Source organism: Pseudomonas fitomaticsae, assembly GCF_021018765.1.
In the GTDB taxonomy this organism is placed as follows: Bacteria; Pseudomonadota; Gammaproteobacteria; order Pseudomonadales; family Pseudomonadaceae; genus Aquipseudomonas; species Aquipseudomonas fitomaticsae.
Window position 1 is genome coordinate 1497845 of the sequence record NZ_CP075567.1, and the last position, 12769, is coordinate 1510613.

Genomic DNA, 12769 nt, shown 5'->3' on the forward strand with positions numbered 1-12769 from the left:
ACGGCGCCAGAAGAAGCCTGGCGCCTGTAGGAACTTAGTCGCTTTGCACAGGGGCGGCGACCTGATCGGCCGCATCTTCGCTGCGATGCAGTGCCACCTGACGGATCGACAAGCGAATCTCCGCCGGCAGCACCCGTTTGGCTGCGCCTTCGGCCAGTTCGCCGAGCAGTTCGTGGTAGCTCAACTTGCCGGCTTCATCGCGACGCAACACGTCGAGGTCGAGCAGAGTCTGAATGAAATGGCGGAACAGGCTCTTGTCGAAGAATTCCGGTGCATTGAGGCCATGCAGGATCGACAGGCGCTGGGCCATGACCGTGCACAGGTCTTCCAGCTCTTCGGCGCTGATGCTGTTCTGGCCACTGTTGAGCAGCAGGGAAACGGTCATGTAGAAGCGCTGCAGGGTCTGGGCGATGCTCTTCGACAGCAGGGTCAGCAGCACGAAATGCCGCGAACTTGGTGCCGGGCGCAGGTACACGTCTTTTTCGAAACGCAGCAGGCCCTGTTCGACGAACGCTTCCAGCCACTGATCGATCACTGCATCCAGTTCGTCCAGGGTCCAGCGGATGAACAGCTCCGATTGCAGGTACGGATACAGCGCGCGGGTGTAGCGCAGGATCTGTTCGCGGCTCATGCGCGATGCACTCTGGAAGAAGCTCGCCAGCAGCGCCGGCAGGGCGAAGATGTGCAGCACGTTGTTGCGGTAGTAGGTCATCAGGACGGCGTTCTGCTCGTCCAGATACAGAATCTTGCCCAGCGCGTCGTTCTGCTCGGACAGCAGATCCATGTCCTTCACATGCTCGATCAAAGCCCGGCCATCGCCTTCCGGCAAGGTGGTGTGCGGCGAGTACGGAACCTTGCGCAGCAGCGCCAGATACAGATCGAGGACCCGCGCCATGGCCCGGTCATCGAGTGCCAGGCGGGTGGTCGACAGCAGCGCCAGCGCCACCAGGTTGACCGGGTTGATCGCTGCGGCTTCGTTGAGATGCTGCGCGACTTTCTCGCCGAGGCGGTTGGTGGTTTCGTTGAGCCAGGCCGGTTTGTACTGCGGGCCGAGTTCCTGCTGGCGCCAGTCCGGCTGTTCGCTGTCGAGGAATTCGGCGAGTTTGATCGGCTCGCCGAAGTTCACCGCCACTTGGCCGAAGCGCTGCTTGAGCGCGCCGATGACTTTGAAGATGTCGAAGATCGATTCTTTCTTCTTGCTCGCGCCACGCAGTTCGCCGAGGTAGGTCCGGCCTTCAAGCACGCGCTCGTAACCGATGTACACCGGCACGAACACGATCGGCATCCGCGACGAGCGCAGGAAGCTGCGCATCGTGATCGCGAGCATCCCGGTTTTCGGTTGCAGCATGCGCCCGGTACGCGAGCGCCCGCCCTCGACGAAGTACTCGACCGGGAAACCTTTGGTGAACAGGGTGTGCAGGTATTCGTTGAACACCGAGGTGTACAGCGGATTGCCCTTGAACGTGCGGCGCATGAAAAACGCGCCGCCACGGCGCAGCAGGCTGCCGATCACCGGCATGTTCAGGTTGATCCCGGCGGCGATGTGCGGCGGGGTCAGGCCGTTGCGAAACAGCAAGTACGACAGCAGCAGGTAGTCGATGTGGCTGCGGTGGCACGGCACGTAGATCACTTCGTGACCCTGGGCGACCTTCTGCACGCCTTCGATGTGGTTGACCTTGATCCCGTCGTAGATCTTGTTCCAGAACCAGCTCAGCACCACTTCGAGAAAGCGGATTGCGGTATAGGTGTAGTCCGAGGCGATCTCGTTGCCGTAGCGCAGGGCCTGGGCCTTGGCTTTTTCCGGAGAAATGTTTTCGCGCTCGGCTTCGTCGAGGATCGCTTGCTTGACCAGCGGCTGGTTGAGCAGGCCTTTGACCAGGTTGCGGCGGTGGGAAATGTCCGGGCCGATCACCGCAGCCTTGAGGTTGCGAAAGTGCACCCTCAGGATCCTCTGGGCCATGCGCACGGTGCGTTCGTGGCCCTTGTTGTGTTCGATCAACTCGCGCAGGTGGATCGGCGCCGAGAATTGCACGCGGGTCTTGCGGCCCAGAATCATGATGCTCAGCAGGCGACGCAGGCGCCCGGTGACGGCCCAGCTGTCGGCGAACAGCAGTTTCCAAGGGCTGTTCTCGCTGTCCGGCGACTGGCCCCAGAACACGCTGACCGGAATGATCTGCGCGTCTTCGGCAGCATTCTGGCTCAGGGCGCTGACCAGTCGGGTCAGGGTCGGCGGCGCACCGCGCTTGTCCTGGCGGCCGAGCCAGTCCGGGTCCGGCGTCAGGTAGAAGAACGCCGCCGGTTCGATCAACGAACCCACGGACACCGGCAGCACCGGGCGCGGCAGGCCGGCCTTGGTGCACTCGGTGTCGACCACTGCCAGATCGGTCAGCGATGGGTTTTGCAGGACGTAGAACACCGGACGACTGCGGTCGAGGTTGAGGGTGAACGACGACTGGTTGATCGTCTCGGAGCGAACCCAGAGATACAACAGTCGGCGCAAGGTGCCAAACACAAGACGGCGGAACGGGGAACGGGTCATACGGCTTCTGCGTGAGTGGATAAACCGAGCGTTTGCTCGGGCGGGCAGGGGGCGTTCTTCATGAGTTTTCGTGCCGCGCCGTGCCTGCTGTTGTGCAGGGCAAGGCGCGAGAAGCGTGGTTTGGTCGTTCCAAACAAGCTTCGAGCAACGCAGCCCTGCACAACAGCAGGCGCGGCCCTTCGGGTTGTGCCTTAAAGCGGACCAGGCTGCGTTGCAGGCCTTGGAAAGGGAACAACCATTTCCAGCGGCCTGCGCCTTGCCTGGTCCGCTTTAAGGCGACAACGCGGCGCGAAAACTCATGAAGAACGCCCCCTTAGTTTGCCGGATTACTCGAAAATCGGCAAAAAAGCGGCGAAGTAATCTCCTGTTGAGAGTTTTGCCGCCTGTCATATACTCGGCGATCTGTCGCCGGGGCCCTTTTATGGACGTCGGACGCAGGCTGACGTTCCTCAAAGGCTTTCCTGCGAAAAGCCTGTTCAATAATAAAAAGGGAGTATGAACAGATGGCAACACGTGAAACCGGCAACGTGAAGTGGTTCAACGACGCCAAGGGCTACGGCTTCATTCAGCGCGAAGACGGGGTGGACGTATTCGTGCACTACCGCGCGATCCGCGGCGAAGGCCACCGTTCGCTGACCGAGGGTCAGCAGGTTGAGTATGCGGTGGTGGAAGGGCAGAAGGGGTTGCAGGCTGAAGACGTGGTCGGGTTGTAAACCGCACTCTTCGGCCCCCAAAAAACACTGTGGGAGCGTCGAACCGCCGCTCCCACAGGTTCTGTGTACAGCTTCGTTACGCCGTTTTCCAGGTGATCTCTTCTTCACCATCGGCGCTGATGCGAATCCAGCGATCCGCCGTTTCCTCACCTTCTTCCTCGACCCACGTCCCCGGCGCGCAACGCACTTCGACGTTCAGCGCGGCAAAGGCTGCGCGGGCGCAGGCGATGTCGTCGTCCCATGGGGTCGCATCGCTTTCCAGGTACAGGCTGTTCCACTTGCCCACGGCTTTCGGCAGCCAGGTCACCGGGATGTTGCCGGCCTTGCACTTGTAGGTCTGGCCTTTCTGTACCCAGTCGCTGCACGGGCCGAGAGCGGCGCCCAGCCAGGCGGAAATGGCCTTGTGGTCGACGTCGGCGTCTTTCAGGTAAATCTCGATGTCCGGTTGGCGCATGGATGTCCTCACTGCGGGTCTGAAAAATCCATTCGCGGATTTAGCCGGCCCCGGGCTACTTGCCCGAGTCCAAAAGTTATTGAAGAACGAAATAATCGTAGCGCATCGAGACAGTGGTCACGAACGGCTCGGGCTGTTCGATCACCGCCGCGCGGCGCTCGGCACTGGCGCGCCAGCCGTGGGGCGTCATCGCCAGCAGGTTGGCGCGATCCTCGGGCTTGTCCAGCGTCAGTTTGAATTCCAGGGTTTCACTGTGCGCCAGCGCCATGCCTTCCGGCACCAGGGCCAGGTGCTTGTCGTCGGTGTACTCGCGCACTTCGTCGTACAGGCGTTCGCGCAGTTCCATCAGATGGCCGCTGGTCGGGCCGACTTTCATCAGGCCGCCGCCGACGCTGAGCAGACGCTTGGCTTCTTCCCAGTCCAGCGGGCTGAAAACGCTGGCCAGAAACTGGCAGCTGCCGGAAGCCAATGGCACGCGGGCCATGCTCGCAATCAACCACGTCAGCGCCGGATTGCGTTTGCAGGCGCGTTTGACCGCTTCCTTCGAGATATCCAGCGCGTAACCGTCAGCATCGGGCAAGGCCTCGGCGATCTGCGCGGTGTAGTAACCCTCGCCACAACCGATATCGACCCAGCGCGCCGGCGCATAACCCGCCGCCAGTTCCGCCAGACGCTTGGCCACCGGCGCGTAATGCCCGGCGTTCAGAAAGTCGCGGCGGGCCTCGACCATCGCCTGATTGTCACCGGGATCGCGGCTGTTCTTGTGCTGCACCGGCAGCAGGTTCAGATAACCCTGACGCGCGCGGTCGAAGCGGTGGCCAGCGGGGCAGACCACGCCGTTGTCCACCGCGTTCAGCGGTTCACTGCAGATCGGGCACGCGAGCATCAGGCGAGCAACTTGATCAGGGTCTGGTAGTAGATCTCGGTCAGCACGTCGAGATCGGCCGCCAGCACGCGCTCGTTGACCTGGTGGATGGTCGCGTTGACCGGGCCCAGTTCAACAACCTGCGTGCCCATGGTCGCGATGAAACGACCGTCGGAGGTGCCGCCGCTGGTAGACGCTTTGGTCTCGCGGCCGGTGATCTGCTTGATGCTCGACGACACCGCGTCGAGCAGCGCGCCCGGCTCGGTGAGGAACGGCAGACCGGACAGCGCCCAGTCGATGTGCCAGTCCAGACCGTGCTTGTCGAGGATATCGGCGACGCGCTTCTGCAGGCCTTCGACGGTCGATTCGGTGGAGAAGCGGAAGTTGAACAACGCCACCAGATCGCCCGGAATCACGTTGGTCGCGCCGGTGCCGGAGTTGACGTTGGAAATCTGGAAACTGGTCGGCGGGAAGAAATCGTTGCCGTGATCCCAATGCTCGGCAGCCAGTTCGGCCAGAGCCGGGGCGGCGAGGTGAATCGGGTTCTTCGCCAGGTGCGGATAGGCCACGTGGCCCTGCACACCGCGTACGGTCAGTTTGGCGCCGAGGGAGCCACGACGACCGTTCTTCACCACGTCGCCCACCAGCGTGGTGCTCGACGGTTCGCCGACGATGCACCAGTCCAGACGCTCGTTACGGGCTGCCAGGCGCTCGACCACAGCCTTGGTGCCGTGATGCGCCGGGCCTTCTTCGTCGCTGGTGATCAGGAACGCGACCTTGCCCTTGTGATCCGGGTAGTCGGCGACGAAGCGCTCGGCCGCCACGGTCATCGAGGCCAGGCTGCCCTTCATGTCCGCCGCACCACGGCCGCAGAGCATGCCGTGCTCGTCGATCACCGCGTTGAACGGGTCGATCTGCCACGCGGTCACCGGGCCGGTCGGCACCACGTCGGTGTGGCCGGCGAAGCACAGCACCGGGCCGTCGCCTTTGCCGTGAGTCGCCCAGAAGTTATCCACATCTTCGATGCGCATCGGTTCCAGCTGGAAACCGGCATCGCCCAGGCGCTGCATCATCTGCTTCTGGCAATCGGCGTCGACCGGCGTCACGGACGGACGGCGGATCAGGTCGATGGCGAGTTGGAGGGTCGGCGAAAGGTCGGCGTGGGCCGTCATGGAAAACTCCGAAAGCTGGGGGGCAAGGCGCGCAAAATGGCGGTTATCTTAAAGCAAAACGGCGACCATTGGCCGCCGTTTAGTGCATCCGGAAGGATTTAGACCACCGGTGCCGGTTCAGGCGCAGCCGTTGGTTTTGGCAGCGACGACAGGAACGCCATGATCAGCGCCGCCACGTACGGCAGTGACTGCACCAGCAGCATGGCCACCCAGAAGCGCATGTCGTTGCTCGGAATGCCCTGCACCAGGAAGATCCCCAGCGCCGCGCCCCACAACAGCAGCATGATGAACAGCTCTTCCCGGGCTTCGGAAATCGCCACCCAGAAGCCATGGTTGTCGGCGTTTTTCGGGGTGCGGAAGAACGGAATGCTGCTGGTGAAGAAGCCGTACAGCACCGCTTTGGCGATGGTGTGCGACAACGCCAGTCCGGCCAATGCCGCGCAGAACGCATCCTTGAGGTTCACGCCCACGGCGCGACGGTAGAGGAAGATGATCTTGCCGACCTTGAACACGAACAGCGCCAGCGGCGGGATCGCGAAGATCAGCAGCGGCGGATCGACCCGTTGCGGCACGATGATCATCGCCGCCGACCACAACAGCGCGCCGACGGTGAAGAAGATGTTCATGCCGTCCGCCACCCACGGCAGCCAGCCCGCGAGGAAGTGGTAACGCTGGCCGCGAGTCAGTTCGGTGTCCTTGCCACGCAGCAGGCTGCGGGTGTGGCGCTTGATGATCTGGATCGCACCGTAGGCCCAGCGGAAACGCTGCTTCTTGAAGTCGATGAAGGTGTCCGGCATCAGACCCTTGCCGTAACTGTCGTGGTAATACGCCGCCGACAGGCCTTTCTCGAATACCCGCAGACCGAGTTCGGCGTCTTCACAGATGCACCAGTCGGCCCAGCCCAGTTCTTCCAGGACCGAACGACGGGTCATGGTCATGGTGCCGTGCTGGATGATCGCGTCGCGGTCGTTGCGGGTGACCATGCCGATGTGGAAGAAGCCTTTGTATTCGGCGTAGCAGAGCTTCTTGAAGGTGCTTTCGTTCTGGTCGCGGTAATCCTGCGGCGACTGCACCACGGCGATTTTCGGGTCGGCGAAGTGCGGCACCATGTGCTTGAGCCAGTTCGGGTGCACGCAGTAGTCGGAGTCGATCACCGCGATCACTTCGGCATCCTTGGCGGTGTGCGGGATCAGGTAGTTGAGCGCACCGCCCTTGAAACCGGCCAGGGGCGAGACGTGGAAGAACTTGAAGCGCGGGCCGAGGGTTTCGCAGTAGTCGCGCACCGGTTCCCAGACCGCCGGGTCCTTGGTGTTGTTGTCGATGATCAGGACTTCGAAGTCCGGATAATCGAGGTTGGCCAGGGCGTTGAGGGTCTGTTTGACCATCTCCGGCGGCTCGTTGTAGCAGGGCACGTGGATCGAGACTTTCGGGCGGTAATCCGAATCGCCGACCACCGGCAGGAATTCACGGCGACGCTTGTGAATCCACACCGCCTCGGCCAGTTCGTGGGCCTCGGTCAGCAGCACAATGAACACCCCGAGCGCACCGAGCGCCAGCAGGAAGCCCACCGTCAGGCTGAACCACGTGCTGTATTGCTGGCTGTAGTCATAACCGATCCACACCAGCACCGAACCGCACAGGAACGCGATAAAGGTCAGGAAGGTACGGCCACGCTGACGCAGGGCCGAGCCGTCGATCATCAGCAGGGTCAGCGACAACAGCGCCAGCACCACGGAGCCGATGGCCAGCACGCGCCATTGCGGGATCGCCACCACCGGGCCTTCGAAGTTGAATTTCTGTTGGCGCGCGGCGTTGAACACGCCCCAGTAAGCGCCGACCGAGCCTTCGTCGCTGGCCTTCCACGGCTGGTCGAACGCTTCGATCACGAAGTAGTTGAAGCCCTGGCGGTTGAGTTTGTTGACCAGCGTGCGCAGGTAGATCGCCTGATCCGCCGGCGACGCATCGGCGCCACCGCGCATGCGGCCGTTGCTCGGCCAGCCCACTTCGGACAGCAGCAGCGGCTTTTTCGGGAACATCTTTTTCAGGTCGCGGGCGCGGTCGAAGACGAACTGCCCGGCCTTGTCCACCGGAATGAATTCCCAGTAAGGCAGAACGTGGGCGGCGATCAGGTCGACGTGCTTGGCCAGCTCCGGGTGCTCTTCCCAGACGTGCCACTGTTCGGAGGTGGTCACCGGCACTTTGACTGCCGCGCGCACGCGGTCGAGCAGCACGCTGAGTTGTGCGGCGGTGATTTCCTTGCGGAAGATCGCTTCGTTACCGACCACCACGCGAACCACGCTGCGCGACGTGTTGGCCAGTTCGATGGCGCGGGTGATTTCCCGCTCGTTGCGTTCCTGGTCGGGGCTGATCCAGATCCCCAGCGTCACGCGCAGACCGAATTCTTCAGCGAGTTTGGGGATGTCCTGCAGGGAGCCGTCGACCGAGTAGATGCGGATGTTGTCCGTCAGCTTGCTCATGATCTCCAGGTCGCGGCGCATTTCATCGTCGGACGGATACTGATCCTTCTGTGGGAACTGTCCCTGCTGGAACGGTGAATAGGAGAAACCGGAGATCTGCTCCGGCCAGTTCGGTGCGGAGACGGGGCGGTTGATCAGCGCCCAGAAACCGGTGAACAGGGCGGCGATTGCCAGAACCACCACCAGGTTGAGTCCAAATTTACGCGATGACATAGCTGTGTCGGGTTCCAAAGGCTGTGGAACGAAGGGTCGGCTGGTTGACGCCTGAGGGCGCGCATCCTACACCGGCAGTTCGCTGAGTCCTACAAGAGACAGGGAAATGCCGGACGTTGGGCAATCCAGTCTGACTTAAGTTCTTTCGTTTCAGCATGTAAGACAAATCTTTGTTAGGTACAGCTTTAATTAAAGCAGGCGCGTTCGCCGTTCATAGCGCAAAGATGCTCTTGGCCGCCGACGGCCCTATAATGCGCGCCGGTTTTTAGGGTAATGGTCATGAGTACAGAAGATCCGCGGTTTGCAGGCATCGCCCGTTTGTATGGCATCGAGGGCCTCGAGCGCCTGCGTGCAGCCCACGTGGCGATTGTCGGCGTTGGCGGCGTCGGTTCCTGGGCGGCGGAAGCCATGGCCCGTTGCGGGGTGGGCGAGATTTCGCTGTTCGACCTCGACGACGTCTGCGTCAGCAACGCCAACCGCCAGTTGCATGCGCTGGACAGCACCGTCGGCAAACCCAAGGTCGAGGTGATGGCCGAGCGTCTGCGCGGGATCAACCCGGACTGCGAGGTGCACGCCGTGGCGGACTTCGTCACCCGCGACACCATGGCCGAATACATCACGCCGAACATCGACTGCGTGATCGACTGCATCGACGCAGTCAACGCCAAGGCTGCGCTGATCGCCTGGTGCAAACGGCGCAAGATCCAGATCATCACCACCGGCGGCGCTGGCGGGCAGATCGATCCCACGCTGATTCAGGTTTGCGACCTCAATCGCACCTTCAACGATCCACTGGCCTCGAAAGTGCGCTCGACGCTGCGTCGCGATTATGGCTTCTCGCGCACCGTGACCCGTCATTACAGCGTGCCGTGCGTGTTCTCCACCGAACAACTGCGCTATCCGAAACCGGACGGCAGCATCTGCCTGCAGAAAAGTTTTGTCGGCGACGGCGTGAAGCTGGACTGTGCCGGCGGTTTTGGCGCGGTGATGATGGTGACGGCGACGTTCGGCATGGTCGCGGCGACCAAGGCGGTGGACAAGATTGTGGCGGGCGTTCGGCGCCCGGCGGATCGGGTCAAGCCTCAGGCCTGAAGCCCAGGGCTGCGCAGCAACCCTTTTATCGCGCCAATTCATTCATCCGCTGCAGCACGGCATTCAAGCCATTGCTGCGCGACGGCGACAGCTGCCGCGACAGTCCCAACTGATTGAACCAGTCCGGCAGATCCACCTGCTGCAACTCGCCAGCGGTCAAGCCGTTGACCCGCAGCAGCAACAACGCCACCAACCCGCGAATCATCCGCGCATCGCTGCTGGCTGAGAACTGCCAGTGGCCGTCGCGCAATTCACCGACCAGCCATACCTGGCTTTCACAGCCGTGCACCCGGTTGGCCTCGCACTTGTACGCATCGCTCAGTGGCGGCAGGCGATCACCGAACTGCATCAACAGTCGCGCCCGCTGTTCCCAGCCGGCGGCGTTCTGAAACGTTTGCAGCGCCTCGGCGGCCTCGACCGGCAGGCTCATCGCAACAGCTCCAGCGCCTGATCCAGCGCTTCAAAGAACCGCTCCAGATCCTCGGAATCGTTGTACAGCGCCAGCGACACACGAATCGCCCCGGCCAGTTCGAAACGCTTGAGCAGCGGCATCGCGCAGTGGTGCCCGGCACGCACGGCGATGCCTTGCTCGGTCAGCAAATGCGCCAGATCAGCGTTGTGCACACCTTCCACGACAAAACTGGCCAGCGCCAGTTGCGGCTTGCCCAGCAGACGGATGCCGTTGCGGGCCGCAAGACCACGCAACAAATAATCGTGCAGTGCAGCTTCGTGGGCGGACACCGCGTCCTGATCCAGACCCGCGAGGTAGTCGAGGGTCGCACCAAGGCCGATCACGCTGGCAATCGGCGGCGTTCCGGCCTCGAAGCCCAAGGGGGCGGGGCGGAAACGGGATTCGTGATAATTGGCTTCCAGCACCATCTCGCCGCCGAACTGCCACGGGCGCAGTTGTTCAAGCGCCGCGTTACGCCCGAACAGCACGCCAAGGCCATCGGGGCCATACAGCTTGTGGCTGGAAAACACGTAAAAGTCGCAACTCAGCGCCTGCACGTCATGCCGGCCGTGAACCACGCCTTGAGCGCCATCGACCACGGTCAGCGCGTTGTGCGCCTTGGCCATCGCCAGCAGCGCCGGCAACGGTTGCCAGGCGCCAAGCACGTTGGACAACTGGCTGACCGCCAGCAAGCGAGTGCGCGGGCCAATCAGGTGAACGGCAGCGGCGAGGTCGATCACACCGTCATCGTCCAGCGGCAGGATCACCAGCTTCAGGTCGCGACGTTGTGCCAGTTGCTGCCACGGCAGCAGGTTGGCGTGATGCTCCAGGGCGCTGATGACAATTTCGTCGCCCGGATGGAAAAGATGTTCCAGGCCATAAGCCAGGAGATTCAGCGCACTGGTGGCGCCGTGGGTGAAGATGATCTGCCCGCTGTCACCGGCATTCAGCCACTGGGCGACCTTCAGGCGGCAATCCTCGAACGCCTGCGTGGCGTGGGCGCCGGGCAGGTGCTGGGCACGATGCACGTTGGCCGCGCCATTGGCGTAGTAATGCGCCAGCGCGTCGAGCAGGGCCTGGGGTTTTTGCGTGGTGGCGGCGTTGTCCAGGTAAGTCTGGTCTTGCCGTTGCAGGGCGGCGATGGCCGGGAAATCGGCGCGCCAGGGGGAGGGAATCATCACGGTTTCAAGCCCTGGTGAAGATGGGCGGGTTAACGCCGAACCCTGTGGGAGCGGGCTTGCCCGCGATGGCGATCGTTCGAACGCCATCGCAAACAGACCGGCTCTCTCAGGTGAGCTTCTGGCGCTTAGTTGTGAGCGTGCAGCGCTTCGTTCAGTTCGATCGCCGATTTGTGGGTCTTGCATTCCACAGCGCCGGTTTCCGAATTGCGACGGAACAGCAGGTCGGTCTGACCGGCCAGTTCACGGGCCTTGACCACTTTGACCAGGTTGTTGTGCTCGTCCAGCAGTGCAACCTTGGTGCCGGCGGTCACGTACAGGCCCGACTCGACGGTGTTGCGATCGCCCAACGGGATACCGATACCGGCGTTGGCGCCGATCAGGCAGCCTTCGCCGACCTTGATCACGATGTTGCCGCCGCCCGACAGGGTGCCCATGGTCGAGCAGCCGCCGCCCAGGTCGGAACCCTTGCCGACGAATACGCCAGCGGATACGCGGCCTTCGATCATGCCCGGGCCTTCGGTGCCGGCGTTGAAGTTGATGAAACCTTCGTGCATCACGGTGGTGCCTTCGCCCACGTAGGCGCCCAGGCGCAGACGTGCAGCGTCAGCGATACGAACGCCGGCCGGTACCACGTAGTCGGTCATTTTCGGGAACTTGTCCACCGAGAACACTTCCAGCAGCTCGCCGCGCAGACGGGCTTCGAGTTGCAGCTCGGCCAGTTCGCTCAGGTCGATCGCGCCCTGGCTGGTCCAGGCCACGTTTGGCAGCAGCGGGAAGATCCCGGCCAGGCTCACGCCGTGCGGCTTGACCAGACGATGGGACAGCAGATGCAGCTTCAGATAAGCCTCAGGAGTCGAGGTCAGTTGAGCGTCTTCGGCCAGCAGGGTGGCGACCAGCGGCTTGTGGCTTTCAGCCAGACGAGTCAGCAGCTTGCCTTGTACCGCGTCGATGCCTTTCACGGCTTCAGCCAGTTGGGCGGCTTGTGCGGTGGTGAAGGTGATGGCCTGGTTGCCTTCGGTGTAGCCGAGGATCGGTGCAACAGCGGCAACCAGTTCGGCCGAAGGGTTCAACAGTGGCTGGGCGTAGAACACTTCCAGCCATGCGCCTTGACGGTTCTGGGTGCCGACGCCGAAGGCGATACTGAACAGGGAGTTGGACATGTGAATACCTCTACAAAAAGTGACGGGCTGCTTACTTGAGCGCGGCCGCGTAGATATCTGGCTTGAAGCCAATCAGGGTTCGGTCACCGAGATCGAGCACCGGGCGCTTGATCATCGAGGGTTGAGCGAGCATCAGTTCGATGGCTTTCGACTGGTCGAGATCGGCTTTGCGTTCGTCGTCGAGTTTGCGAAAGGTCGTGCCTGCGCGGTTCAACACCGTTTGCCAGCCATGCTCGTCGCACCATTGGGTCAGGTGCTCACGGTCAATGCCGGCGGTCTTGTAATCATGGAAGTCATAGCTGACAGCGTGTTCATCGAGCCAGGTGCGCGCCTTTTTCATGGTGTCGCAGGCTTTGATGCCGAAAAGGTGCAACGTTTTGCTTGAAACGGTCAAGGAATCGCCCCCTTTACAGGTGCTGGAAAAAAATGGTGTCGGATTATGCCATGACCAG

The 12769-nt window shown here is 62.2% G+C and carries 11 protein-coding genes; 2 read left to right on the plus strand and 9 right to left on the minus strand.

Annotated elements, in window-relative coordinates; all coding sequences use genetic code 11:
- Positions 1 to 34: 34 nt before the first annotated feature.
- Positions 35 to 2539: a glycerol-3-phosphate 1-O-acyltransferase PlsB gene (gene plsB / locus KJY40_RS06610; protein ID WP_230735706.1), complete on the minus strand. Its 2505-nt coding sequence runs from the start codon at positions 2537 to 2539 to the stop codon at positions 35 to 37.
- 503 nt (positions 2540 to 3042) lie between these two features.
- Here plsB and KJY40_RS06615 point away from each other — a divergent pair.
- Positions 3043 to 3252: a cold shock domain-containing protein gene (locus KJY40_RS06615; protein ID WP_007954750.1), complete on the plus strand. Its 210-nt coding sequence runs from the start codon at positions 3043 to 3045 to the stop codon at positions 3250 to 3252.
- Between the two features lie 76 nt (positions 3253 to 3328).
- Here the strand turns inward: KJY40_RS06615 and KJY40_RS06620 are convergent, their stop codons facing one another.
- The 4 genes from KJY40_RS06620 to KJY40_RS06635 form a co-directional block, all read right to left on the minus strand.
- A complete protein-coding gene (locus tag KJY40_RS06620; protein ID WP_039769649.1) occupies positions 3329 to 3706 on the minus strand; it encodes a hypothetical protein in 378 nt (125 codons plus the stop codon).
- Positions 3707 to 3782: 76 nt separating this feature from the next.
- Positions 3783 to 4592 (minus strand): putative RNA methyltransferase, encoded by an 810-nt coding sequence (locus KJY40_RS06625; protein WP_007954754.1) that lies wholly within the window; start codon positions 4590 to 4592, stop codon positions 3783 to 3785.
- Complete coding sequence (gene dapE / locus KJY40_RS06630; protein ID WP_007954755.1) at positions 4592 to 5743, minus strand: succinyl-diaminopimelate desuccinylase; 1152 nt, start codon at positions 5741 to 5743, stop codon at positions 4592 to 4594. Before dapE ends, KJY40_RS06625 begins: the two co-directional genes overlap by 1 nt.
- Before the next feature lie 98 nt (positions 5744 to 5841).
- Complete coding sequence (locus KJY40_RS06635) at positions 5842 to 8433, minus strand: glycosyltransferase (RefSeq protein WP_230735709.1); 2592 nt, start codon at positions 8431 to 8433, stop codon at positions 5842 to 5844.
- A 273-nt stretch (positions 8434 to 8706) separates the two neighbouring features.
- On the opposite strand from KJY40_RS06635, the gene tcdA reads away from it, so the two are divergent.
- Positions 8707 to 9525, plus strand: a complete 819-nt coding sequence (gene tcdA / locus KJY40_RS06640; protein WP_230735711.1) for a tRNA cyclic N6-threonylcarbamoyladenosine(37) synthase TcdA — start codon at positions 8707 to 8709, stop codon at positions 9523 to 9525.
- Positions 9526 to 9550: 25 nt separating this feature from the next.
- Here tcdA and KJY40_RS06645 read toward each other — a convergent pair whose 3' ends face one another.
- From KJY40_RS06645 to KJY40_RS06660, 4 genes are all read right to left on the minus strand, one after another.
- The gene (locus KJY40_RS06645) at positions 9551 to 9955 is read right to left on the minus strand and encodes a SufE family protein (protein WP_230735713.1); all 405 of its coding nucleotides are present in this window, start codon (positions 9953 to 9955) and stop codon (positions 9551 to 9553) included.
- Positions 9952 to 11157, minus strand: coding sequence for an aminotransferase class V-fold PLP-dependent enzyme (locus KJY40_RS06650; protein ID WP_230735716.1), 1206 nt, complete (start codon positions 11155 to 11157; stop codon positions 9952 to 9954). Before KJY40_RS06650 ends, KJY40_RS06645 begins: the two co-directional genes overlap by 4 nt.
- 125 nt (positions 11158 to 11282) lie before the next feature.
- Entirely contained in the window at positions 11283 to 12317 is a 1035-nt protein-coding gene (dapD, locus tag KJY40_RS06655) for a 2,3,4,5-tetrahydropyridine-2,6-dicarboxylate N-succinyltransferase (RefSeq protein ID WP_007954762.1), read from the minus strand.
- Positions 12318 to 12348: 31 nt separating this feature from the next.
- Complete coding sequence (locus KJY40_RS06660; RefSeq protein WP_003222107.1) at positions 12349 to 12711, minus strand: ArsC family reductase; 363 nt, start codon at positions 12709 to 12711, stop codon at positions 12349 to 12351.
- Positions 12712 to 12769: the final 58 nt, after the last annotated feature.